This is a genomic window from Nocardiopsis sp. NPDC006938, assembly GCF_042869555.1.
In the GTDB taxonomy this organism is placed as follows: Bacteria; Actinomycetota; Actinomycetes; order Streptosporangiales; family Streptosporangiaceae; genus Nocardiopsis.
On the sequence record NZ_JBIAGA010000011.1, the window covers coordinates 66,399 to 89,580 of the forward strand.

Sequence of the window (23,182 nt, forward strand, 5' to 3'; positions counted from 1 at the left end):
CCTTCGGGGTGGCGTGCCCCCTCAGCTGCAACCGCTGGTGGCGCCGCAGCCCTCGCACGCGTAGCAGCTGCCGGCCGGGCGCATCCTGGTCCCGCACGTGGTGCACAGGGGCGCGTCGGCCACGAACCCCTCGGAGAAGTGCTCGCTGGGGTGGCCCTCCCCCGCCGGGGCCTCGCTCGGGGCGGCCGACTGCGCGTACGACTCCACCTGCACGGCCGCCTGGGCCGGGTCCTCGGCGTGGAGCCGGGCCTCGCGCTCCGAGGCGGAGAGGACCCCCAGAGCCGCCCGCTCCTCGTGTGGAAGGTGGTCCAGGGCCAGGCGGCGGAAGATGTAGTCCACCACCGACTGCGCCATCCGGATGTCCGGATCGTCCGTCATGCCCGCCGGGTCGAACCGCATGTTGGTGAACTTCTCCACGTAGGTCTCCAGCGGCACCCCGTACTGGAGGGCGATGGAGATCGCGATGGAGAAGGCGTCCATCACCCCGGCCAGGGTGGAGCCCTGCTTGCCGAGCTTGAGGAACACCTCTCCGAGCCCGCTGTCCGGGTAGGAGCCCGCCGTGATGTAGCCCTCGGCTCCGCCCACGGAGAACGAGGTGGTCTCACTCGGCCGCTTCTTGGGCAGGCGCCGCCGCACCGGTTGGGGCGCCTCGCCCGCCTCCCCCGACGTCCCCGAGGCGGACAGCGGCTGCCCCACCTTGCAGTTGTCCCGGTAGACCGCCAGTGCCTTGAGTCCCAGCCGCCAACCCTCGTGGTAGATCTCCTCGAAGTCGGTGACGGTCGCGGCCTCCGGAACGTTCACCGTCTTGGAGATCGCCCCCGACAGGAACGGCTGGGTGGCCGCCATCATGCGCACGTGCCCCATGGGCTGGATGTAGCGGCGCCCCATCGCGCAGTCGAACACCTCGTAGTGTTCCCGCCGCAGCCCGGGCGCGTCGACCACGTGCCCGTGCTCCGCCACGTGGTCGACGATCGGTGTGATCTGCTCGTCCGGGTACCCCAGGTTGCGCAGTGCGCGGGGGATCGCCTGGTTCACGATCCGCATGGAGCCGCCGCCGACCAGCTTCTTGTACTTGACCAGGGAGAAGTCGGGTTCGATTCCGGTCGTGTCGCAGTCCATCATGAACCCGATGGTGCCCGTGGGGGCGAGGAGGCTGGCCTGGGCGTTGCGCCATCCGTGGCGTCGACCGACCTCCAGGCACCGGGCCCACTCCTCGGTGGCGGCCGCGTGGACGGGTTCCTCCAGGGTCCCGACGGGGCGCAGGTCGTCGTTGGCCGCCGCGTGTTTGAGCACGACCCGTTCGTGGGCCTTCGCGTTGCGCCCGTAGCCCTCGTAGGGGCCGACCACCCCGGCGAGTTCGGCCCCGCGCCGGTAGGCGGCGGCGGTCATCAGCGAGGTGACCGAGGCGGCCACGGCCCGTCCGCCCTCCGAGTCGTAGGCGTGGCCGGTGGCCATGAGCAGGGCGCCCAGGTTCGCGTAGCCGATCCCCAGCTGCCGGTAGGCGCGGGTGGTCTCACCGATCCGCTCCGTGGGGAAGTCGGCGAAGGTGATGGAGACGTCCATCGCCGTGATCACCAGTTCGACGAGGCGGGTGAGGCCCTCGACGTCGAACGTGTCGTCCTCGCGCAGGAACTTGAGCAGGTTGACGGAGGCCAGGTTGCAGGACGAGTCGTCCAGGCTGAGGTACTCGCTACACGGGTTGCTCGCGGTGATGCGGCCGCTCTCGGGGGTGGTGTGCCAGTCCTGGATGGTGCCGTCGTACTGGATGCCGGGGTCGGCGCACTCCCAGGCGGCCCGGGCCATGCGGTGGAAGAGGTCCCGGGCGTCGACGGTGGCGATGACCTCGCCGGTGGTGCGGGAGGTCAGGCCGAACTCGGAGCCGGTCTCCACGGCGCGCATGAAGGCGTCCGTCACCCGCACGGAGTTGTTGGCGTTCTGGTACTGGACGCTGAACATGTCGTCGCCGCCCAGGTCGACGTCGAAGCCCGCGTCGCGCAGGGCGCGGATCTTGTGCTCCTCGCGGGCCTTGGTCTCGACGAACTCCTCGATGTCGGGGTGGTCCACGTCGAGCACCACCATCTTGGCCGCCCGCCGGGTGGCGCCGCCGGACTTGATGGTCCCGGCGGAGGCGTCGGCGCCCCTCATGAACGAGACCGGGCCCGAGGCGGAACCGCCGGAGGACAGGAGCTCCTTGCTGGAACGGATGCGCGACAGGTTCACTCCGGCACCGGAGCCGCCCTTGAAGATCAGCCCCTCCTCCTTGTACCAGTCCAGGATCGACTCCATGGTGTCGTCCACGGACAGGATGAAGCAGGCGGAGACCTGGGCCTTCGAGGTGGTTCCGACGTTGAACCAGACCGGGGAGTTGAAGCTGAACAGCTGGTGGGCCAGGGCGTACTTGAGCTCGTGGTCGAAGACCTCGGCGTCCTTGTCGGTGGCGAAGTAGCCGTGGGAGCGGCCGGTCTCGGTGTAGACGCCCACGACGCGGTCGATGAGCTGCTTGAGGCTCCACTCGCGTTCGGGGGTGCCCACGGTGCCCCGGAAGTACTTGCTCGCGACGATCTGGGTGGCGTTCACGGACCAGCTGGCGGGGAACTCGACGCCGCGCTGCTCGAAGTTGACGGACCCGTCGCGCCAGTTGGTGATGACGACGTCGCGGAGTTCCCACTCCAGGGTGTCGTACGGGTGGACGCCCTCGGTGGTGTTGAACCGGTCGATCGTCAGCCCCCCGGCCGCGCGCCCCGTCGTACCGCTGCTCTTGCGTGCCATGGCGGTGTCTCCCCCCGAAGGTCATGCGCGGACCCGGCGTTGACCGCGCGGACGTCTCATGTGTGTTCGGGGTGGCGCGGAGGGCGCGGCGTTCGCCGTGCTCCCGCCCACCTCGCGGTGGCCGTACCGGCGCGGCCCGTGCTACCCGGTGGTGTCGACCACGGGCTCCCCCTCGCGGTCCTGTCGCAGGCTGGCGATCTCGGCCTCGAAGTCGGCGAGGCTCTCGAACCCACGGTAGACGCTGGCGAAGTGCAGGTAGGCGACCTCGTCCAGGTCGCGCATGGGGCCCAGGATGGCCAGGCCGATCTCATGCGCGGGCACCTCGGCCACTCCCCGGCCGCGGATCTCCTCCTCGACCTGCTGGCCGAGTTTGGCGAGGGCGTCCTCGGACACGGGGCGGCCCTGGCAGGCGCGGCGCACTCCGGCGATGATCTTGGTGCGGCTGAAGGGTTCGGTCACCCCGGAGCGCTTGGCCACCATCAGCAGGACGGTCTCCTGAGTGGTGAAGCGGCGCTCGCAGACGGGGCAGGTCCGTCTGCGGCGGATGGCCGCGCCGTCGTCTGTGGACCTGCTGTCGATCACCCTGGTGTCCGGATGACGGCAGAACGGACAGTGCATCCCGGTTCACCTGGCTTTCTCTACCCGACCAACAACCCTAGGCTTCTACTTAACCACAACTTGTTGACCACAGCCCCCATGCCAACACCAGATGTTGTGGTCGAACCTAGGTGTTGAGACGGACGCCCGCAACCCTGGCACCGGCGCGTCCCCAATCCCGGGACAGGGGGCGCCGAAGCACACGGTTCGGGGAGGTGGAAACGGGGATGTGCGGCCCTGGGAGCCGTTTCCCAGGATAAGGGGGCGCGGGCGCGCGGCCCGCCGGACGCCACACCGTGACGCGTCCGAATTCCCCCGCGCCCGTCCGGCGCGCGACGCGGACGCGGCGACGCGAGACGAACCCCATACGGAGGTCGCGCATTCGGACGACAACGGCCCCCCTCGTGTCCGCGCATATGTGCGACCCGGAAAATCGGCGCGCGAAAACACAATGGGAAATCGCCGGGACCCGTCCACGGCTTCTCGAACGCTTGTTTGATATCACCGTGTGCAAGGACTAAAGTTGACCTTGATTTCACACCGGCTTCGCCGTCCGGTCCGCGTGGCCCGTGACCGGCCGCACACGCGGGCCCTGACCGAACCGAACACCGAGGAGGCCCGGCCGTGCCGGAGGACAAGCCCGGAGCCGTCGGCTCAGGACCCACCACCGTTCTTTCGCCCGTGGGCGACCCGGGCGCGTCCGCGCCCGACACCCCCAGACTCACCGCACGCCAGCAGAGCGTCCTCAACTGCATCCAGAAGTACGTCCGCGAGCGGGGGTACCCGCCGTCCATCCGGGAGATCGGCGACACGGTCGGCCTGTCCAGCCCCTCCAGCGTGGCGCATCAGCTCAAGGTGCTCCAGCGCAAGGGGTACCTGCACCGGGACCAGAACCGGCCGCGCGCCGTGGAGCTGCGCACCCCCGGCCGCGGGGCCTCCCAGACCCTCACCCAGGAGGAGCTCACCGCCGACTCCACCCGCGCGGCGTCCGTCCCGCTGGTCGGCCGGATCGCCGCCGGCGGCCCGATCCTGGCCGAGGAGGCGGTCGAGGACGTCCTGGCGCTCCCCCGGCAGCTGGTCGGTGAGGGGCGCCTGTTCATGCTCACCGTGGTCGGCGACTCCATGATCGACGCCGCGATCACCGACGGCGACCTGGTCGTGGTGCGCCAGCAGCAGACCGCCGAGAACGGCGACATCGTCGCGGCGCTGCTCGACGACGAGGCGACCGTCAAGGTGCTGCGCCGGGAGCCGGACGGGCACGTGTGGCTGATGCCGCGCAACGACGCCTACGAGCCCATCCAGGGCGACCAGGCCACCATCCTCGGCAAGGTCGTCACGGTCATGCGCCGCGTCTGAGCTACTGGTCCCGGAGCCGGGGGCGCGGGGCGGGCCGCTACGCTGAGGGCGTGTCGACACCTGCCTGCGCTCCCGTTCCTCCCGCCCCGCACCGGCTCCGGGCCGCCCTGGCCGCCTCCGTGGCCGCCGCGGTCCTGATGGTCAGCGCGTGCGCGCCCGACGACGGCGCCGACCCGGTGCTGCCCGGCGCCCCCGGGCGGGAACGCGAGGTCTCCTTCGAGGGCGGCGGCTTCACGGTGCCCGGAACCTTCACCGCGCCCGCCGACACCGGCGGCACCGTCCCCGGGGTACTCATCATCTCGGGCAGCGGCCCCACCGACCGCGACGGCAACGGCAGTGTGCGCCCCGACGCCGACACCAACCTCAACCTCGCCCGCGTGCTGACCGGCGCCGGGGCGGCGTCCCTGCGCTACGACAAGTTCGGCAGCGCCGACCCGGACCGGATGAGCGAGGCCGAGGAGGAGGCCCTCGACCAACCGGTGGACCCGCTGGTCTTCGACCGGCAGATGGCCGCCGCCTACGCCGAGCTGGTCGCCCAGCCCGAGGTGGACCCCGAGCGCACCCTCGTCCTGGGGCACAGCGAGGGGGCCCTGTTCGCACTGCGCGCCCATGAGGTCCTCGACGCGGAACCCGCCCTGGTACTGGCCGCCCCGCCGGGTACGCGCATGCTCGACCTGATCGACCGGCAGGTCTCCGAGCAGGTGCGCGTCGCCGAGGCCCAGGGCGGCATCGACGAGGCGGGCGCCGCGCGGATGCTGTCCGACCTGCGGGCGGGGCGGGCCTCGGTCCGCTCCGGCCGCGCCCTGCCCGAGACCGACGCCACCGGCCTGTTCGACGAGAACGGCGCCGACTACCTGGCCTGGATCGACGCCTTCGACCCGGTGGAGCTGGCCGAGGACCTGCCCGAGAACACCCCGGTGCTGGTCCTGTGGGGCGAGCGGGACGCGCAGGTGAACCAGGAGGAGGTCGACCGGCTCATGACCGGTCTGCCCGGCGCCGAGCGGGTGGACCTGGCCGGGGCCGACCACATCCTGCGGGAGTACGACGACTCCCCCGGGGCCGTCGCACCCGACGCGGACCGCGCGTTCTCCCCCGACGTGGCCCCGGCGCTGGAGCGCTTCCTCGACGGCCTCTGGTAACGGGGCGGAGCCGCCCTAGTCGTCCTCGGGGGCGGGCAGCTGGTCCACGACGGAGCGGGCGAGGAGCTGGGCCCTCTCCTGCGCCGTCGCGCCGTCCAGGGAGTCGAGTGCGTCGTAGTCGGTGGCGGCGGTGTAGCAGGACTCCAGGTACAGGTTGGAGACCCGCACCCCCACGCAGCCCACCTCGAAGGCGCCCTCCTCCACCCAGGTGAGGGCCTCGTCTCCGAGACCGTCGACCGGGCTGGCGTCGTTGCCGTCCGCCGTGGCGCGCAGGGTGTCGGCGGCGGTGTCCTCGCCTCCCTCGACGGGGGCCGCGACCAGGACGAGGGTGGCGGCGGAGGGCACGGAGCCGCCGGTGCCCTCGGGCGTGGCCCAGCGGCACTGCCATCCGGTGCCGAACGCGTCCTGGGCGGTGCCCACGGTCTCCTCGAGCTCGTTCTCGTAATCGGGCACCAGATCGGCGAGGGTATCGGTCTCCCCGACCCCGCACTCGGGGGCCGCCTCGAACTCTCCGCGTTCCACGCGGTCGCCGAGCAGGTACCAGGCGAGCCAGCCCGCCAGGGCGAGGACGGCCGCGACGAGCACGACCAGCAGGGTGACGGCCAGCGCCCGGCTCTGCGGCGGGGTGGCCCCGGGGTCCTCGCGGGGACCGGAGACGGGCGGGGGGCCGGGGTGCGGGGAACTCACAGGACCTCCCCCAGCTGTTCGGCGAAGCCCACCACGGTCTCACGGGCACGGTCGAAGGGCACGGGATCGTCCTCCTCCACCGCGCTGTAGGACACGCGGACCAGGAGGTTGTCGTGGTGGAAGGCGAGTTCGGCGGTGCCGGGGACCTGACCGCGCCAGACCTCGGCCCGGCCTCCGGAGCCCAGCTCCACCGGCCGACCGCGCTGCGGGACCACGTCCTCCTGGGCGCGGGCCGCGGCCTCGTCACCGGTGACGACGGGTTCGGCCGAGGCGTCGGTGAAGCGCGCCGACAGGTCCACCCGCAGCACACCCTGGGGGTCGGTGTCGAGCCCGGCGGTGGTCCACACGCACGCCGTGCCCTCTCCACCCGCCAGGGGACCCCCGGTGTCGGTCTCCAGGACCGCGCCGGGCAGTGCCCGGGCGACGGCGTCCTCGGGGACCACCCCGCACGGTGGCGCCGAGGTGTGGGCGTCGCCGCCGTGCGGCTGGTCGGGGTCGTCCCCCGTGAGCCAGAGGCCACCGCCGACCGCGGCGGCGGAGACCACCACGGTGCCCGTCACCACGACAGCCGCCCGTACCCAGGGCCGGGGTCCAGCACCCGTCGCAGAGCCCACCGGCCACCGCCTCCCCATCAGTTGTCACACCCAAGGTAGAGGGCGGTGGTCGCGGCCGCGACCACCGCCCCGCACGACGGATCAGCCGACGACGATGTTCACCAGCTTGGGCGCGCGGACGATGACCTTGCGCACGGTCTTGTCCCCGATGAAGCCCTGGGCCTTCTCCGAGGCCAGGGCCAGCCGCTCCAGCTCGGCGGGGTCGATGTCGGGAGAGACCGACAGCTTGTCCCGGACCTTGCTCTGGACCTGCACCACGCAGGTGACGGACTCCTGGACCAGCAGGGCCGGGTCGGCCTCGGGCCAGTTGCCGACCGCGACCGAACCGGTGCGGCCGAGCTTCTCCCAGCCCTCCTCGCCGATGTAGGGCGCGAAGAGGGACAGGGCGACGGCCACGAACTCGGCGGCCTCGCGGACGGCCGGGTCGGCGGCGCCGGGGCCGGAGTCGATCGCCTTGCGGGCGGCCGAGACCAGTTCCATGCAGCGCGCGATGGCGACGTTGAAGCGCTTGTCCTCGACCAGGGCGGTGACCTGGTCGATGGTGCGGTGGGTGAAGCGGCGCAGATCGGTGTCGCCCCGGGCGGGGTCGGCACTCGGGGCGCTGCCCGCGCCCGCCTCGCTCATCACCCGGTAGGCGCGGTTGAGGAACTTCTGGGCGGCCACGACGGACACGTCAGCCCAGTCCACGTCCTCCTCGGGCGGGGAGGCGAACAGCATGGTGAGCCGGACCGCGTCGACACCGTAGGCGTCGATCTCCCTGCCCAGGTCCACGCCGTTGCCCAGTGACTTCGACATCGCCCGGCCCTCGTTGATGACCTGGCCCTGGTTGGTGAGCCGCCGGAAGGGCTCGGTGAAGCCGACCATGCCCATGTCGTACAGGACCTTGGTGAAGAAGCGCGCGTACATCAGGTGCAGCGTCGCGTGCTCCTTACCGCCGATGTAGTGGTCGACGGGCCCCCACTTGTTCACCTCGTCGGTGTCGAAGGGGGCGGTGTCCAGGTGCGAGGAGACATAGCGCAGGAAGTACCAGGACGAGTCCACGAAGGTGTCCATGGTGTCGGTGTCCCGCTCGGCCGGACCGCCGCAGGACGGGCAGTCCACGTGCAGCCACTCCTTGGCGGCGGCCAGCGGCGAGATGCCCTTGGGCGCCAGCTCGGCGCCCTGGAGGTCGGGCAGGGTGACCGGCAGCTGCTCGTCGGGGACGGCGACCTCGCCGCAGGACGGGCAGTGGATGATCGGGATCGGGGTGCCCCAGTAGCGCTGGCGGGAGAGCAGCCAGTCGCGCAGGCGGTAGTTGACCGTGGCGTCTCCGGTGCCGCGCTCGCGCAGGATACCGATGATGCGCTCGATGGCGTCGGTCTTGGTGAGGCCGTCCAGCGGACCGGAGTCCCGCAGGAGGCCCTCGCCCGCGGTGGCCACCCCGGTCTCGGACGGGTCGGCCTCGCCGGTCTCGACGACCACCCGCACGGGCAGGTCGAAGGCCAGGGCGAAGTCGAGGTCGCGCTGGTCGTGGGCGGGCACCGCCATGATGGCGCCGTGGCCGTACCCGGCGAGCACGTAGTCGGCGGCCCAGACGGGCATGCGCTCGCCGTTGACCGGGTTGATCGCGTAGCGGCCCAGGAACACGCCGGTCTTGGGGCGCTCGGTGGTCTGGCGCTCGATGTCGGAGAGCTTGGCGACGTCGGACCGGTAGTTCTCGAACGCCTCGCGCCGCTCGGGCGCGCACAGCTCCTCGGCCAGGTCGGCGTCGGCGGCGACGACGAAGAAGGTGGCCCCGTACAGGGTGTCGGGCCGGGTCGTGTAGACGGTGACCGGCTCGTCGCGGCCCTCGATCTCGAAGTGCACGTCGGCACCGGTGGAGCGGCCGATCCAGTTACGCTGCATGGCCAGGATCTCGTCGGGCCAGCGCCCGTTGTCGAGCTGGTCCATGTCGTCCAGCAGCCGCTGGGCGTAGTCGGTGATCTTGAAGTACCACTGGTTGAGGGCGCGGCGCTCGACCTCGGAGCCGCAGCGCTCGCACCGGCCCTGCACGACCTGCTCGTTGGCGAGCACGGTCTGGTCCTGCGGGCACCAGTTGACCAGGCCGTCCTTGCGGTAGGCCAGCCCGCGCTCGAAGAAGCGGGTGAACAGCCACTGGTTCCACTTGAAGTACTCGGGGTCGCTGGTGTGCAGGCGGTGCGACCAGTCCAGGGCCAGCCCGTAGCGGCGCATCGAGGACGCCTGGGTCTCGATGTTGGCGTACGTCCACTTGTAGGGGTGGTCGTTGTTCTTGATGGCCGCGTTCTCCGCGGGCAGGCCGAAGGAGTCCCAGCCGACCGGGTGCAGGACGTTGTCGCCGCGCTGGAGGCGGTAGCGGCCGATGACGTCGCCGATGGCGTACGCCTCCGCGTGGCCCATGTGGAGGTCACCGGAGGGGTAGGAGAACATGTCGACGACATAGGAGCGGGGCCGGGTGTCGCCCGGGTCCATGTCGGCCTCGAACGGAAGCTCGGCGGCCCAGCGCGCCTGCCACTTGTCCTGGAGGGCGCGGGCGTCGTAGGTGTCGCCCGTCGTCTGGTCGCCGTCTACCGCTGTCATCGCTGAGTGTTCCTTAGCCGGTTCTGGGTGTGTTGCCTTCAGGTTAGCGGCTGGGCCGCCCGTGCGAAGACCGGTTTCCCGCCATCTGGGACGAGCCCGGGAACCCAGCCCCCGTCACGGAGGGTGAGCGCCGTGCCGGAGGCCAGGGAGCCCAGCGCCCCTCCCCACCGACCGCCCGGTTTGTTACTCTGCCGTCAAAGTGGCGCAGAACACGCGATACAGGTCACACCTGTCTCTCGTTTCACCTGTCCGGATTCACTTGTCTGCGGGAGGCCCCCATGTTCAACCTGTCTGTTCTCCTTGAGGACGGCGCGCGTTCCGCGCCCGAGAAGGAGTGCCTGGTCTTCGGCGACACCCGGCTCAACTACGCGGTCACCGACATGATCGCCAACCAGGTGGCCAACCTGTTGGTCGCCCGGGGCGTGCGCCCCGGCGACAGGGTGGCGCTGGCCAGCCCCAACCTCCCGTACTTCCCGTTCGTGTACTTCGGCGCCCTCAAGGCGGGGGCCGTGGTGGTGCCCCTGAACGTCCTGCTCACCCCGAGGGAGATCGCCTACCACCTGGAGGACTCGGGTGCCCGGGCCCTGTTCGCCTTCACGGGAACCCCCGAACTCCCGCTGGGAGAGCGCGCCTTCGAGGCGTTCGGCCAGGTGGAGGGCTGCGAGATCTTCGTGGACATGCCCGCGTCGGCGGGGGCCACCGAGTCGGCGATCGACGGCGCCGAGACCCTCTGGTCGGCGCTGGCCGGCCAGCCCGGCACCTTCGAGTCCGCGCAGTCCGGGGCGGACGACACCGCCGTCATCATCTACACGAGCGGCACCACCGGTAAGCCCAAGGGCGCCGAGCTCAGCCACCACAACCTGATGATGAACGCTGTGGTCGCCTCCAGCCTGGTCAACGCGCATCCGGACGGCCGCGACGTCTCCCTGACCGTCCTCCCCCTGTTCCACATCTTCGGCCAGACGGTGATGCTCAACGCCTCCCTGTACCGGCACGGCACCATGGTGCTCATGCCGCGCTTCGACGGCGACCAGGCGCTGGAGCTCATGCAGAAGGAGGGCGTCACCGGATTCGCGGGCGTGCCCACCATGTACTGGGGCCTGCTGAACGCCGCGCGCGGCGCCGAGCCCGGCCGGTACGACCTGGAGGGCATCGCCGCCAACGTGGTCGACGCCGTCTCCGGGGGTTCGGCCCTGCCCGCCCAGCTCGCGGAGGACTTCACCAAGCTGTTCGGCGTGGGCATCAAGGAGGGGTACGGCCTGTCGGAGACCTCACCGGTGGCCTCCTTCAACAACCCCGCCACCGGCGCCAAGACCGGCTCCATCGGCCGTCCGGTCTGGGGCGTGGAGATGAAGCTGATCGACCCCGAGTGGAACGAGGTCGTGAGGGAGGGCGAGCGGGAGCCGGTCGGCGAGATCGCGGTCCGGGGCCACCTGGTCATGAAGGGCTACCACAACCGCCCCGAGGTCAACGCCGAGGTCATCAGAGACGGCTGGTTCCGTACCGGCGACATCGCCCGCCGCGACGACGACGGCTTCTACTTCATCATCGACCGTTCCAAGGACATGATCATCCGGGGCGGTTACAACGTGTACCCGCGCGAGGTCGAGGAGGTCCTGATGACCCACCCGGGCGTGAGCCTGGCCGCGGTCGTGGGCATCGCGCACGAGACGCACGGCGAGGAGGTGAAGGCGTTCGTGATCCCCAAGGAGGGCGCGGAGGTCTCCTCCGAGGAACTGACCGCCTTCGCACGCGAGCGGCTGGCCGCCTACAAGTACCCGCGTGAGATCGAGTTCCGTACCGAACTGCCGATGACCTCCACCGGCAAGATCCTCAAGCGCGAACTGCGCGCCGACGGCTGAGCCGTCCCGTCCGCCTCCCTGGACCCCGCCGCTCAGGCGTGCGGGGTCCAGAAGGCGGCCAGGTGGGCCGTCCCGTGTTCCAGGGACTTCCAGGAGCCGGTGAACGTCAGCACCGCGACGGAGGAGGTCGGGAAGCCGGAGCGGTTCGTCCGGGCCAGCAGATCGCCCTCGGCTCCACCCGCGAGGGCGTCGGCCACGGCGTGCAGTCCGGGGTTGTGTCCGACCACGACCAGGTCCGCGACGTCGTCGTCCGTCTCGTTGAGCACGGCGATCAGGTCACCGGTGGTGGCCTCGTACAGGCGCTCGTCGTACACGGTCCGTGGTCGCCGCGCCAGTTCCGGGACGACGAGCTTCCAGGTCTCGCGGCAGCGGGTGGCCGTGGAGCACAGGGCGAGGTCGGGGGTGATCCCCGACCCCGCCAGCCAGCGCCCGACCGCGGGAGCGTCCCGGCGCCCGCGGTCCGCGAGGGGGCGTTCGTGGTCGTCGGTGTCGGGCCACTCGGCCTTGGCGTGGCGGAGGAGGACGATGCGGTGCGGTGTGTTGGTCACGCGGTCTTCCTGCCACCGGGGGCCGCCGGTCAAACACCCTCCGCCGGTCCGGTGCGGCCGCTACCCCTTGACCGCTCCCTGGACCAGACCGGAGACCATCCAGCGCTGCACCAGGACGAAGAACACCATCACCGGGATGGTGATGATCGTGGAGGCCGCCATGACGTGCCCCCAGTCGTTCGCGTACTGGCCGAAGAACTGGCGCAGGCCCACGGCCACCGTGTAGTTGGAGCTCTGCGTCATGAAGGTGAACGCCAGCACGAACTCGTTCCAGGCGACGATGAACGAGAAGATCGCCGTGGCCACCAGCCCCGGGGCCACCAGGGGGAACAGCACCTTCCAGAACATCTGGGGCCAGGTGGCGCCGTCGATGTAGGCGGCCTCCTCGACCTCCTTGGGGACCGCGGCGACGAAGCCGCGCATCATCCACACCGCCAGGGGCAGGGACAGCGCCACGTACACGATGCTCAGCCCGATCACCGTGTTGAGCATCTGGAGGTCGCGGACCTGGATGAACAGCGGGATGACCAGCGCTTCCAGGGGCACCATCTGCACGATGAGGATCATCACCAGCACCGCGGTGCGGAACCGGAAGCGGAACCGCGCCACCGCCACGGCCGCCAGCATCGACAGCACGCACGCGAAGGCCACGGTGATGGCGGCGACCGTCAGCGAGTTGCGCAGGTAGGTACCGAAGTTGCCCTCGGTCATGACGTACGTGAAGTTGTCCAGTGTGAACGAGGTGGGCAGCAGCGCCCCGGTCCCCGAGGTGGTGCTGTCCGAGAACGCGCTCATCAGCATGAAGTACACGGGGAACAGGGTGAAGAGCAGCAGCACGCTCACCCCGGCGGCCTTGCCGACCACCCGCCAGGCCCGGAGCGCGCCGCCCCGGCGCCGGGAGGCCCGGACCCGCGCCTCCCACGCGTCGGAGGGCGTCTCAGCGGTGTGCGTGTCCATCGGACCTCCTCGAACGGGCGGGGCGCTGACGGTGGCGGGCGAACGGGTCGGGGATCATCTGAGTTCGTCCTCCCGGAACAGCGCGCGCAGGTAGACGACGGTGATCCCGAGCAGGAGCAGGGTGAGCAGGGCCGCGATGGCCGAACCCGTGCCGAAGTCGTTCTGCCCGAAGGAGCGCACGTAGGCCCACACGCCCAGGTTGAGCATCTGGGAACCCCCGACGTCGCCGCCGGGCATCAGGTAGATCTGGGCGAACACCTTGAAGTCCCAGATGGTGGACAGGACCGTCACCACGGCGAACACCGGGCGCAGTGTCGGGAACGTGACGTGCCAGAAGCGCTTCCACGCCCCGGCTCCGTCGATCCGGGCGGCCTCGTGCAGTTCCTTGGGCACCGTGAGCAGCCCCGCCAGGACCGTGACGGCCACGAACGGGAACCCGCTGTGCACGATGTTGAGCGTCACGATGGCGTAGAACCAGAATCGGTCGGCGAACCAGTTGTAGCCGGAGGGGTCGATCAGGCCCAGTGACTTCAGCGCCTGCGCCACCACCCCGTGGTCCACGTCGAAGATCCAGATCCACACGTAGGTCCCGCTCACGGCGGGCATCGCCCAGGCCACCATGACGCACGAGACCACGACCACCCGCGTGATCGGCCGGAGGTTGGCCAACAACAGGGCGACGAGCGTCCCCAGGACCACGGTCGCCACCACCGCCACCAGGGCGAACACCACCGTGTTGACCAGCACGACCCGCCACAGGTACGGGTCCGTCAGCAGGGAGAGGTAGTTGTCCAGCCCGATGAAGTCGGACTCCCCCGAGACCAGGTTGCGCAGCTTGAAGTCCCGGAAGGACAGCCACACGATCCGGCCGATGGGGAACAGCAGCAGGAGACCGATGACCCCCAGCGGGGGTACCAGGAGCACCCAGGGCAGGAGGGCGCGCCGCCCCCGCATTCCCAGGAGCGGCGCGCGTCGGCCGCCCCTGGGCGGCCGGACCGGTGTTGCGGGTTGCAACCTAGTTTCCTCCGTTGAGGATGGTCTCGATGGACTCGGCGGCGCGGTCGGTCGCCTCCTCCACGGTCGCTTCGCCGTTGAGGATGTCCTGCTGCATGCCGACGATGATCCCCTCGGCCTCCACCTGCGACCAGGCGGGGACGGCCGGGGTGCTCTTGCCCGCCTCCAGCAGCTGGGTGGCGAAGGGCTCGACCAGCGGGTCACCGGACTCGGCGTAGGCCTGGATCTGGTCGACACCGGCCGGGAAGAAGCCGCTCTCCTCGCCCCAGCGGTCGAAGAACTCGCCGTTGGTCAGGAGGTCGACGTACTCCCAGCCCGCCTCCTCGTTGCCGGTGCCCTCGAACACCGACAGCAGGGAACCCCCGGCGAAGGAGTCCGTGTACCCCTCGTCCTGACCGGGCAGCACGAACGCGCCGAGCTTGCCCTCCAGGTCGGGGTTGGACTCGACGATGGCCTTGGGGTTGGAGCTGTTGGAGATCGCCATGATGGCGTTCTCGTCGGCGAGCGACTCCATGACGTCGATCTCGTTCCAGTTCACCGCGCCCGTGGTGGACAGGCCGTCCTCCAGGGACAGGTTGGTGAAGAACTCGACTCCGGCGCGGCCCTCCGGCGTGTTGATGGTGGAGGTCCAGGTGCCGTCGGACTCCTGGACGGCGACCTCGCCTCCTCCGCCCCAGATCCACGGCATGACCGAGTACTGGGCCTGGCCGGGCACGGGGAAGCCGATCATGCCGTCCTCGGCCTCGGCGAGGTCCATCGCGGTCTCGCGGAGCTCCTCCCACGAGGTCGGCTCCTCGTGACCGTGCTCCTCGAAGATGTCCTTGCGGTAGATGATCGAACGGATCGACGCGTACCAGGGCACACCGTAGACGGCGTCGTCGATGACGCCCATGGAGTACATGTCCTGTTGGAACCGGGAGGGGTCGTCGACGTAGCCGGAGAGGTCGTGCAGGGCTCCCGCGTCGGCGAACTCTGGCGTGAAGGTGGTGCCCAGCTCGACGACGTCGGGCATGGTGCCGCCCGCGATCGCCGTGCTGATCTTGTTCTGGGCGTCGGACCAGGGCACGAACTCGACCTCGACGTCGGTACCGGTCTGCTCGGTGTAGGCCTCGTTGACCTCGTCGAAGAAGGCGCTGGCGTCCGGGTTGGTGCCCTCCATGATCCACACCGTGAGGGCGTCGGTGGAGCCGCCGCCGTCACCGTTCCCGCCACCGCCGCCACCGCAGGCGGTCGCCGCAAGCACCAGGGTCAGTGTGGCTGCGGGGAGGGTGACGTACTCGTGTACTCGTCTGCGGGCCATCGGCTCGCCTCCCGTTCCTTTCGAGGGTCCCCTGAGGGTTGGTAGGAAACCTACGTAAAGAACGACGACTTGTGAAGTAAACCACTGCGACTTGTGTCTGACCTGTTAGCGGGCGAATCCGACCGGGGTTCCCGGCCGGTCGACCCGGCCGGTCAGTCGCCGAGGCCGGTCACCTGACGCAGGGTCGGGACCAGTTCGGCACGCTTGTAGACGGCCAGGCCGATGGCGGCGCAGAACGCGGCGAGCATGTGCGCGAACACCATGCGGTCGCCCTGCGCGAGGCGCTCGGCCGTCTCCTCCTCACCGATGGAGTGGGCCTCCCAGGCCGTGGAGACGGCGAACTCCAGCTCCGGCGGGAGCATCTCGGCGACGGTGCGGGCCACGGCCTCGCGCGAGTCGGCCGGTTTCCACACCACACCGGTCTCCTGCACGCGGCGGCCCAGGAAGGCGGCGATCACCCTGAGTTCGGACAGGACGTCGTCGACGTCGTCCGCCGCGCGGGGGACGACCCGGTCGAGTTCCTCCCGGTTGTGGTCCGCGTAGGCGCCGATCAGGTCGATCGCGGTCCGCCGGACGTGCTCGGGCAGGTCGTGCGCGGGGGTCGGGTCGCCCTGGGGCGCGTTGTCGTCGGAGGACACGGGGTGGGTCCCTTCACGGCTGCTGAGTGTGACGGCTCCATGATGCCGCCTCGGGGCCCCCGCGTCGCGCAGGCCGGGGCCGGACACCGGGGTGTCCGCGCAGCGCGAACACCCCGGCGCGGTCAAAAGTCCGGACGCAGCGGCATGTGCGCGTCGGTACCGTCGAGCCGGACCCCGAGGATCTGGTGGAGTTGGACCACGTCCCGCTCGAAGCCCAGGACGCACCCGGCCATGTAGAGCCGCCACACCCGCGCGGTCCCCTCCCCCACCTCGGCGACCGCCTCGTCCCAGTGGCGTTCGAGGTTGGCGCCCCAGTGACGCAGGGTGAGGGCGTAGTGCTCGCGCAGGTTCTCCTGGTGGCGGATCTCGAAGCCGGCGTCGTTCATGGCGGTCTGGATCTGGGCCGGGCCCTCCAGCTCGCCGTCGGGGAACACGTACCTGTTGATGACACCCTTGGTGTTCATGGGCTTGAGGTTGTTGCTGGGCCGCGTGATGCAGTGGTTGAGCAGTCGGCCTCCCGGCACCAGCTTCGCGTGCAGCGAGGCGAAGTACGGGTCCAGGTTCCGGGCGCCGATGTGCTCGGTCAGCCCGATCGAACTGATCCGGTCGAAGCTGGCGTCCGGAACGTCCCGGTAGTCCATGTGGCGGATCTCGGCGAGACCGGTCAGCCCCTCCTGGGCGATCCGTTTGGCTCCCCACTCCGCCTGCTCCTTGGACAGGGTCACCCCGACCGCGCGCACGCCCAGCTCACGGGCGGCGTGGCGCACCATGCCGCCCCACCCGCAGCCGACGTCCAGCAGACGCATGCCCTTCTCCAGCCCCAGCTTGCGCGCGACCAGGTCGTACTTGCGGAACTGGGCGGACTCCAGGGCCCCGTCGAAGGAATGCACCCGGTCCAGGGCCCCGTCCTCCTCGTCGAAGACCGCGCAGGTGTAGGTCATCGACGGTCCCAGGACCAGCTCGTAGAACTCGTTGGAGACGTCGTAGTGGTGGTGGATGACCTCGGCGTCGCGCTGTCTGGAGTGTCTGGGCCCCCGTCCGAGCAGGGCGCCCCTGCGCATCTCCTGCGGTGGGGGCGCCACCCGGTTCACGAACTTCACCCACCCCACCGACCCCACGATCGCGAACAGGTCCCGGACGGTGACGTTGACCCCCTCGGCGAAGGTGAAGTCCGCCATGTGCCTCAGCGCCGTGTACATGTCGCCCTCCAGCTCCAGGTGTCCGGAGACGTAGGCGCGGGTCAGGCCCACCGCGTTGGGCGACTGGGCCAGGTAGTTGACGGCCACCGGGGTCCGCACGTTCACGGTGACCTCGCTGTTCGGGTCGCCCGCGCGGCTCCCGTCGTAGGCGGTGAACCGGATGGGCGCGTCGGGTCCCACGACGCGCTCGAAGATCTCTGCAAGCCGCATGCTCTTGTCCTTTCCGTCCCGTGTGCGGCCCCTGCCTCGGGCCACCGCCCGGTGGAGCCGTCAGTGCTCGGCGATGGGTGCTTCAGCGGTTACGCACGCACTTGGCGTACAGGTCCAGGAGTCGGCCCCGGGGGTCGTAGGTCTCCTTGAGGTCCTGGTAGTCGGCGCCGTTGTAGAGCGCCCAGAAGTCGTCCTCCGAATAGAAGGAGTCGGAGTACAGGGACTTGTGGCCGCCCAGCCGGGTGACCTCCTCCTCGACCCTGCGGTTGTGGTGGGCGCGACGCTGCCCGGGGACGGTGTCGACCAGGCCCCAGAACCCGAAGTTCACGTACAGGCGGTCGTTCTCCAGGGGGTAGAGCGGCCACACGTGCTGGTCGGCGGCGAGCCCGGCGCGACGGGGTTCGCGAAGCCTGAGCGGGCACATCCACAGGGGGGTCATGCCGATCTCGGCGTGGTAGAAGTCGAGGAACTCCGCCCCCCGCTCCACGCCCACCTCGACGTCCTGGATGAGGGGCTCCTGCTGGGGGCGGCCTCGGTAGTGGTTCAACAGCCGGGAGAAGTCGGTGCGCCGGTCCCACGCGACCAGCCTGCGGTAGACGTCGGACCGCTTCAGGGACCGGGGCCACAACGGGCGGACGAACCGGTTCTGGGTGCCGAACGCGCGGGAGCACCAGAACCAGTCGGTGTCCCAGCGCCACAGGTAGTCGTGCACGGTGAGGTAGTCGCCGGGCCCGACGGCTCCCCCCACCGGGTCGGCGTAGCGCGGGATGGACCGGTAGTAGACGTCGTTCCCCGTGTAGTCGCTGGTCCAGGGGGCGTGGTCGGTGAAGCGGGCCAGCGTGAGGTACAGCTCGTCGGGGCCGAACACCACACCGTCCGCGAAGTCCACCGGCTGGCCCTCGTGGGAGGCCTCGGCGCAGATCAGGGCGAGCGCGTCCATCGCGGTCGCCGCGTCGCGGAACCGCAGGTGGCGCAGGTGCACGTAGGGGGAGACGGGGTCGAGTTCCACACGCAGCCGGAGGGCGTACCCGAGGGTGCCGTAGGAGTTGGGGAACCCGTGGAAGAGGTCGGCGTGCGCGTTGTCGCGGGTGGCGGTGACGACCTCGCCGGAGCCCGTGAGGATCTCCATCTCCTGGACGGCCTCGTGCGGGAGGCCGTTACGGAAGGAGGAGGACTCGATTCCGAGGCCGGTGACGGCCCCGCCCAGGGTGATGGTGCGCAGCTGCGGGACGACGGTGGGCATGAGGCCGTGCGGGAGGGTCGCGGCGACCAGTTCCTCGTAGGTCGTCATGCCGCCGACGTCGGCCAGGCGCTCGACCGGATCGATGGAGATGACGCCGGAGAAGGCCGACACGTCCAGGGCGGGCGCGGAGGAGCGTTCACGGAACCGGAAGAGGTTGGAGGTCGGCTTGGCCAGTCTGACCGGGGCGCCCTCCGGAAGGGCCCGGTAGTCGCGCAGTAGGCGCTGGACGGCCGCGACGTGTCCGGCGTGCCCCGAACCGGAGGACGGCCCCCGTGGGGACCGGGGGCCGGGGCTGGAGGTCGTACCGGGCTGTTTCGGAGTCATACCGGGTTCCCCTGACTGTCGGCGACACGGTGCGGGTCGGCCAGGACCGGTGGTGGCATGCCGCGGCAGGCCGATCCCCTCAGTTCTACCTACCGGTATCCGTCCACGGCCACCCCATTTCGGTACGTGTCTTACCCGCTCTCGGGCGGGGACGCTCGGCGCGGGGGCGGTGGAATCCGCGAGACCGAAACCCTCGTCACGGCCGCCACCTGGAGTGACGCCGGTGTTACCGCACGGTCCGCATAGGATGCCGTTCTGTGCGCATCGCTCTCGTTGACTCCGGTATCGGCATGCTGTCCACGGCCTCGGCCCTGCACGCGGCCCGCCCCGACGCCGACCTGTACCTGTCCATGGACCCCGACCACATGCCGTGGGGCCCCCGCACCCCGGAACAGGTGATCGACCGGGCCCTGGCCGGGGCCCGCGCCGCCCTGGAGGCGGCGGGCGACCTGGACGCCGTGGTCGTCCCCTGCAACACCGCGTCGGTGCACGGACTGGAACGGCTGCGTACCGAACTGGAGCCGGGTATCCCGGTGATCGGGACGGTCCCCGCGATCAAACCGGCGGCCGCCGCGGGCACCCCCATCGCGGTGTGGTCCACCGAGGCCACCACTCGGAGCTCCTACCAGCAACGGCTCGTGGCCGACTTCGCGCGGGGCGTGGACGTGACGCAGGTCGCGTGTCGGGGGCTGGCCGAGGCCGTGGAGTCCGCCGACCCGTCGCTGATCGACACCGCGGTGGCGTACGCGGCCTCACTCACCCCGCCCGAGGTCAGGGGTGTGGTGCTGGGGTGCACGCACTACGACCTCGTGGACGCCGAGATCTCCGGGGCCCTCTCCGGGCGGGCCGAACTGTTCACCGCGGCCCGGGCGGTGGCCGCCCAGACCCTGCGCAGGGTGGGCGGAGCCGAACACACCGACGGGCGCGGTACCCCGGCCCCCGACCGGGTCGGCCGGGTCACCGTCCTGACCAGTGGTCGGGCGGCAGAGCTGCCCCGGGCCGCTCTGGCCTACCCGGCGGGCCGGTCACTCCTGCCCCGCTGAGCACAGGACCGGCCGCGCGTCATCTGCTCCGGAGTTCTAGGCCGACCTCTGGTCGCCCGCCCGCGAGTGGGCCGGGGCCAGCCGCTGTCCGCGCACCGGAGCCTCGTCGGGAAGGGTCCGGGGTTCCTCCACCCGAGGTCGGTCCGGAACGGTCCGCTGCTCCAGCACCGGCGCGTGGTGGCGCACCGGCTGGTGGTCGTCCGCCGACGCGTACTCCTCCACCGGGCGAAGACCCGCCCCGGGGGCACCGGTGACCGGACTGGTCCCGCCCGGCCGCTCGCGCACCCGAGCGGGATCGGGGACGATCGCGCCCGCGGCCAGCGTGCGGACGAGGTCGCGCACTCCGGCGGTGTCGTTGTCGTGCAGCAGCGTCTCCAGCAGGGACAGCGCGGCGCGCTGGTCGCCCGGCTGCTCGCGGACGTGCCTCCACTGCGGCTCGGTGGCCACGTCGGAGAGCATCAGGGTACGGCCGACCTGCCCGAGTGCGCTCAGCAGCGCGGAGTCGTGCGGACGTTCCATGAGCGCCACGTTGACCTGCTCGGCCTGCTGCTCGGGGTTGACCTCCTCGGCCTTCTGCGCGCGGAGGAAGTCAAGGATGCCCGTGGCAGGGGCAAGCGGCCGGATCGTCTGCATTCCCCGCACCATGGACCTCACCTCCACCAGGTCTCCGGTGATCTCCTCGGCACCGCCGAGTTCGCTGATGAGGCGCTCGGCCCGCTGCGCCGAGCACTCCGCCACCCAGCGCGCGCCCCGGCCGCTGGCCAGCCTGGACGCCGCCAGTGCCAGCTCGGCGCCCCGACGGGGGGCACCCACCCGCTCGAAGTAGCGCGACCAGGTGGTCACACGCACACCGAGCCGCCAGTCGTTGCGGACACTCCCCTGGCACACGAGGTTCTCCACCGACTCCACCCACGCCGCGCGCAGCTTGGGGTAGGTCTCGGCCTCCTCCACCGTGGGCAGCAGGCCGATGGCCTGGCGGGCGTCGCACAGACCCAGCCGGGCCAGCCACGACAGCAGCCGCGCGCGCTCGAACCGGATCACCCGTTGCAGGGCGGTACGGCGCGGGTTGGCGACGGCCCCCTCGCCCGTACGGCCCCCCAGGGCGAGCTCGGCCTCCATGCGGTCCAGCGCGTCGAGGGCGTCGGTGTGCTTGTCCTGGTGACGCAGGGCCCTGACCAGGGCGAAGACACCGTCCGCGCCGAGCACCGCCGGGCCCGTGGCCGTGTGGTCGTAGCGGCGCAGCTCGGCCTCGGCGCGGTCCGCCTGGCCCTCGTCGATGAGGAGGTGGACCCGGGCCAGGGTGAAGGCGGGCCAGGCCGGGGTGCTCTCCCAACCGGACAGGCGCCTGGCGGAGAGGAGTTCGCGGCGCTGGTCGGTGGTGCCCCTGGCGTCGATGTTGGCGTGGCAGCGGACCAGCGTCTCCAGCGCGGAGACCGGCAGCGGCCCGTACTGGTGCGGCGCGGGTTCGTCCTCGACGACCGCGCGGGCCTGCTCCAGGGCCCGGCGGCCCTCGGCGAGCGAACCCACGCGCACGGCGAGCGGCCAGTGCGCCAGGAAGAACAGCGTCGGCGGCCCGAACACCCCCGGCACCGAAGCGGGAACCGCCGTGGGCGCGGGGTTGTCGGACTTCGTGGCCTCCCCGACGAGACGGCGGGCGGTGCGCATCGACGACCGGGCCAGCGCCTCCACCCTGACCGCGTCGCCCGCCTCGCTGAGCTCGGGCAGCGTGGTGACGGCCTCGGCGAGCTCGTCCTGCCCGGCGGCGCGGAGCTGGCGTCCGGTCTCCCCCACCCATGTCCACATCGTCATGGTGTCTCCCCCCTGTGCCATGTGCGAACAGAACGTAGCAGCGCGGTGACGGAGCTGTCTGGAGAACGCGCAAACCCGGTGCGGCCCGGGCGGTCCGGCCCCTCAAGGGCCGGGCCACGGCCGATAGGATCGGAGGTGTCCAGCGAGCGGCTGGTGTACGGCGGCACGAGGGAGACGAGAGCACCGATGGGATGGCGCGACCGGTTCGGACTGCGCAAGGCCAACCGCAAGGGCAAGGCCCGCTTCGACCGGGCCTCCGAGGATTCGGACATCAAGGCCCTGATCGACTTCGCCAAGAGCCGGGTGGGCGTGGAGTTCTTCGTGGAGCCCGAAACCTTCGCCACACGGACCACCGCCGTCGCCGTCGCCACGGACGGCGAGTGGATCAGGCGGCGCTGCGGCTCGCCCGACGTCATCCGCAAGGTCGCCAAGAACCTGGCCAAGCCCGCCTACGACGTACAGATCGTGGGCTACCCGCAGCGGATGCGCGACTGGACCGCGCGGAACAAGCGCGGCCTGTCCATGGACGAGTGACCCCCGGCTGGTGCGGGCGGAGCCTACCGTCCCGGGGTGAGACCTGCCACGTCCGCACCCCCTCTGAGCATGTCCGAAACCCGTCACCGGGTCATTTTGGGCATTGATGACGAGTCCTTGCCGCGACTTCCTCGCCGAACGGGTTCCCTAACGGCCTCCATCCGTCGCATACTCGCCTGGGAGGGGGGACTCTGATGAAGCAGGATCTCACTGCCTTGTGTTGCGAGTGCGGCATGGTCCGCGAGGTGAGCGACCACCAGAGTGTCGGCGAGGCGCAGTCCGCCTACGGGCTGGCCCGCTGCGTGGTCTGGCGCAAGTGCCGGCCGTGCGGCTACCGCACCTACCACGCCTACCTGCGCGCGGACGAGGAACGCGACGAGCTGGAGGACGCCCTGCGGCTCGACGGCGCTCTGGCCGCCGAGGCCCTCGACGAGGAGGTCGAGCAGCTCCGGCTGTGCGGGATCGAGATCGGCCACGCCCCGGTGCCCGCGATCTGGGACGGCCAGTCGGTGGGCATGGTGACCCAGCGGCTCACCGACCACGCCTACGCGATCGTGCTCGACCCCGAGGCCTCGGTGGTGTCCCGGCTCAAGCTCATCGACATGATGTGGAACGAGCTGCTGGTGGGCGAGCACGACGACCGCTGGCAGATCCAGGAACCGGAGGACGACTCCCCCGGATACGCGATCCGTCTCTTCGGCTACCGCACGCGCGGCTGAACGTCCCCCGCCACCGGCCGTGGCACGGCCCCGCGCCACGGCC

General features: G+C 70.8%; 19 protein-coding genes. 6 read left to right on the forward strand and 13 right to left on the reverse strand.

Features of this window, described 5'->3' with window-relative positions; translation table 11 throughout:
• Window positions 1–21: 21 nt before the first annotated feature.
• The gene (locus tag ACFYL4_RS17515; protein ID WP_387519266.1) at window positions 22–2,769 is read right to left on the reverse strand and encodes a vitamin B12-dependent ribonucleotide reductase; all 2,748 of its coding nucleotides are present in this window, start codon (window positions 2,767–2,769) and stop codon (window positions 22–24) included.
• 141 nt (window positions 2,770–2,910) lie between these two features.
• Window positions 2,911–3,387 carry a transcriptional regulator NrdR gene (nrdR, locus tag ACFYL4_RS17520; protein ID WP_357761223.1) on the reverse strand — a complete coding sequence of 159 codons (477 nt, stop codon included), beginning with the start codon at window positions 3,385–3,387 and terminating at the stop codon, window positions 2,911–2,913.
• Between the two features lie 660 nt (window positions 3,388–4,047).
• Between nrdR and lexA the strand changes: the two genes are divergently transcribed.
• Window positions 4,048–4,722 (forward strand): transcriptional repressor LexA, encoded by a 675-nt coding sequence (gene lexA / locus ACFYL4_RS17525; protein ID WP_357761483.1) that lies wholly within the window; start codon window positions 4,048–4,050, stop codon window positions 4,720–4,722.
• Between the two features lie 50 nt (window positions 4,723–4,772).
• On the forward strand, window positions 4,773–5,861 hold the full coding sequence (locus tag ACFYL4_RS17530) for an alpha/beta hydrolase family protein (protein ID WP_387519268.1): 1,089 nt from the start codon (window positions 4,773–4,775) through the stop codon (window positions 5,859–5,861).
• A gap of 15 nt (window positions 5,862–5,876) precedes the next feature.
• On the opposite strand, the gene ACFYL4_RS17535 is transcribed toward ACFYL4_RS17530, so the two are convergent.
• The 3 genes from ACFYL4_RS17535 to leuS all read right to left on the reverse strand — a co-directional run bounded on the left by ACFYL4_RS17535 (window position 5,877) and on the right by leuS (window position 9,739).
• A complete protein-coding gene (locus ACFYL4_RS17535) occupies window positions 5,877–6,548 on the reverse strand; it encodes a hypothetical protein (RefSeq protein WP_357761220.1) in 672 nt (223 codons plus the stop codon).
• Window positions 6,545–7,180 carry a hypothetical protein gene (locus ACFYL4_RS17540; RefSeq protein WP_387519270.1) on the reverse strand — a complete coding sequence of 212 codons (636 nt, stop codon included), beginning with the start codon at window positions 7,178–7,180 and terminating at the stop codon, window positions 6,545–6,547. The genes ACFYL4_RS17535 and ACFYL4_RS17540 overlap by 4 nt, the downstream gene beginning before the upstream one ends.
• A gap of 63 nt (window positions 7,181–7,243) precedes the next feature.
• Window positions 7,244–9,739: a leucine--tRNA ligase gene (leuS, locus tag ACFYL4_RS17545; protein WP_387519272.1), complete on the reverse strand. Its 2,496-nt coding sequence runs from the start codon at window positions 9,737–9,739 to the stop codon at window positions 7,244–7,246.
• A 278-nt stretch (window positions 9,740–10,017) separates the two neighbouring features.
• Between leuS and ACFYL4_RS17550 the strand changes: the two genes are divergently transcribed.
• Complete coding sequence (locus ACFYL4_RS17550; RefSeq protein WP_387519274.1) at window positions 10,018–11,601, forward strand: long-chain fatty acid--CoA ligase; 1,584 nt, start codon at window positions 10,018–10,020, stop codon at window positions 11,599–11,601.
• A 32-nt stretch (window positions 11,602–11,633) separates the two neighbouring features.
• Here ACFYL4_RS17550 and ACFYL4_RS17555 read toward each other — a convergent pair whose 3' ends face one another.
• The 7 genes from ACFYL4_RS17555 to ACFYL4_RS17585 form a co-directional block, all read right to left on the reverse strand.
• Window positions 11,634–12,149 (reverse strand): SixA phosphatase family protein, encoded by a 516-nt coding sequence (locus tag ACFYL4_RS17555; RefSeq protein ID WP_387519276.1) that lies wholly within the window; start codon window positions 12,147–12,149, stop codon window positions 11,634–11,636.
• Window positions 12,150–12,209: 60 nt separating this feature from the next.
• Window positions 12,210–13,106: a carbohydrate ABC transporter permease gene (locus ACFYL4_RS17560; protein WP_387519278.1), complete on the reverse strand. Its 897-nt coding sequence runs from the start codon at window positions 13,104–13,106 to the stop codon at window positions 12,210–12,212.
• A 54-nt stretch (window positions 13,107–13,160) separates the two neighbouring features.
• Window positions 13,161–14,060 (reverse strand): sugar ABC transporter permease, encoded by a 900-nt coding sequence (locus tag ACFYL4_RS17565; RefSeq protein WP_357761477.1) that lies wholly within the window; start codon window positions 14,058–14,060, stop codon window positions 13,161–13,163.
• Window positions 14,061–14,121: 61 nt separating this feature from the next.
• Window positions 14,122–15,420 carry a sugar ABC transporter substrate-binding protein gene (locus ACFYL4_RS17570; protein WP_387519280.1) on the reverse strand — a complete coding sequence of 433 codons (1,299 nt, stop codon included), beginning with the start codon at window positions 15,418–15,420 and terminating at the stop codon, window positions 14,122–14,124.
• 152 nt (window positions 15,421–15,572) lie between these two features.
• The gene (locus tag ACFYL4_RS17575) at window positions 15,573–16,058 is read right to left on the reverse strand and encodes a hypothetical protein (RefSeq protein ID WP_387519282.1); all 486 of its coding nucleotides are present in this window, start codon (window positions 16,056–16,058) and stop codon (window positions 15,573–15,575) included.
• Between the two features lie 122 nt (window positions 16,059–16,180).
• Window positions 16,181–17,467: a class I SAM-dependent methyltransferase gene (locus tag ACFYL4_RS17580; protein ID WP_387519283.1), complete on the reverse strand. Its 1,287-nt coding sequence runs from the start codon at window positions 17,465–17,467 to the stop codon at window positions 16,181–16,183.
• Window positions 17,468–17,549: 82 nt separating this feature from the next.
• Entirely contained in the window at window positions 17,550–19,034 is a 1,485-nt protein-coding gene (locus tag ACFYL4_RS17585; protein ID WP_387519285.1) for an FAD-binding oxidoreductase, read from the reverse strand.
• A gap of 257 nt (window positions 19,035–19,291) precedes the next feature.
• Between ACFYL4_RS17585 and ACFYL4_RS17590 the strand changes: the two genes are divergently transcribed.
• Window positions 19,292–20,077 carry a glutamate racemase gene (locus ACFYL4_RS17590; RefSeq protein WP_387519287.1) on the forward strand — a complete coding sequence of 262 codons (786 nt, stop codon included), beginning with the start codon at window positions 19,292–19,294 and terminating at the stop codon, window positions 20,075–20,077.
• A gap of 36 nt (window positions 20,078–20,113) precedes the next feature.
• Here ACFYL4_RS17590 and ACFYL4_RS17595 read toward each other — a convergent pair whose 3' ends face one another.
• The gene (locus tag ACFYL4_RS17595; RefSeq protein ID WP_357769037.1) at window positions 20,114–21,886 is read right to left on the reverse strand and encodes a hypothetical protein; all 1,773 of its coding nucleotides are present in this window, start codon (window positions 21,884–21,886) and stop codon (window positions 20,114–20,116) included.
• 186 nt (window positions 21,887–22,072) lie between these two features.
• On the opposite strand from ACFYL4_RS17595, the gene ACFYL4_RS17600 reads away from it, so the two are divergent.
• Together ACFYL4_RS17600 and ACFYL4_RS17605 are read left to right on the forward strand one after the other, a co-directional pair.
• Complete coding sequence (locus tag ACFYL4_RS17600; RefSeq protein WP_357769078.1) at window positions 22,073–22,420, forward strand: hypothetical protein; 348 nt, start codon at window positions 22,073–22,075, stop codon at window positions 22,418–22,420.
• 194 nt (window positions 22,421–22,614) lie between these two features.
• Complete coding sequence (locus tag ACFYL4_RS17605) at window positions 22,615–23,139, forward strand: DUF6315 family protein (RefSeq protein ID WP_357769039.1); 525 nt, start codon at window positions 22,615–22,617, stop codon at window positions 23,137–23,139.
• The last annotated feature ends 43 nt before the right edge of the window (window positions 23,140–23,182 follow it).

What these genes read in the sequence shown, in the direction of transcription:
- ACFYL4_RS17605 (WP_357769039.1), top strand. Translation starts at nt 22,615, where the DNA reads ATGAAGCAGGATCTCACTGCCTTGTGTTGCGAGTGCGGCATGGTCCGC.
- ACFYL4_RS17560 (WP_387519278.1), bottom strand. Translation starts at nt 13,106, where the DNA reads ATGGACACGCACACCGCTGAGACGCCCTCCGACGCGTGGGAGGCGCGG.
- leuS (WP_387519272.1), bottom strand. Translation starts at nt 9,739, where the DNA reads ATGACAGCGGTAGACGGCGACCAGACGACGGGCGACACCTACGACGCC.
- ACFYL4_RS17595 (WP_357769037.1), bottom strand. Translation starts at nt 21,886, where the DNA reads ATGACGATGTGGACATGGGTGGGGGAGACCGGACGCCAGCTCCGCGCC.
- ACFYL4_RS17550 (WP_387519274.1), top strand. Translation starts at nt 10,018, where the DNA reads ATGTTCAACCTGTCTGTTCTCCTTGAGGACGGCGCGCGTTCCGCGCCC.
- nrdR (WP_357761223.1), bottom strand. Translation starts at nt 3,387, where the DNA reads ATGCACTGTCCGTTCTGCCGTCATCCGGACACCAGGGTGATCGACAGC.
- ACFYL4_RS17540 (WP_387519270.1), bottom strand. Translation starts at nt 7,180, where the DNA reads ATGGGGAGGCGGTGGCCGGTGGGCTCTGCGACGGGTGCTGGACCCCGG.
- ACFYL4_RS17580 (WP_387519283.1), bottom strand. Translation starts at nt 17,467, where the DNA reads ATGCGGCTTGCAGAGATCTTCGAGCGCGTCGTGGGACCCGACGCGCCC.
- ACFYL4_RS17565 (WP_357761477.1), bottom strand. Translation starts at nt 14,060, where the DNA reads ATGCGGGGGCGGCGCGCCCTCCTGCCCTGGGTGCTCCTGGTACCCCCG.
- ACFYL4_RS17600 (WP_357769078.1), top strand. Translation starts at nt 22,073, where the DNA reads ATGGGATGGCGCGACCGGTTCGGACTGCGCAAGGCCAACCGCAAGGGC.
- ACFYL4_RS17515 (WP_387519266.1), bottom strand. Translation starts at nt 2,769, where the DNA reads ATGGCACGCAAGAGCAGCGGTACGACGGGGCGCGCGGCCGGGGGGCTG.
- ACFYL4_RS17570 (WP_387519280.1), bottom strand. Translation starts at nt 15,420, where the DNA reads ATGGCCCGCAGACGAGTACACGAGTACGTCACCCTCCCCGCAGCCACA.
- ACFYL4_RS17585 (WP_387519285.1), bottom strand. Translation starts at nt 19,034, where the DNA reads ATGACTCCGAAACAGCCCGGTACGACCTCCAGCCCCGGCCCCCGGTCC.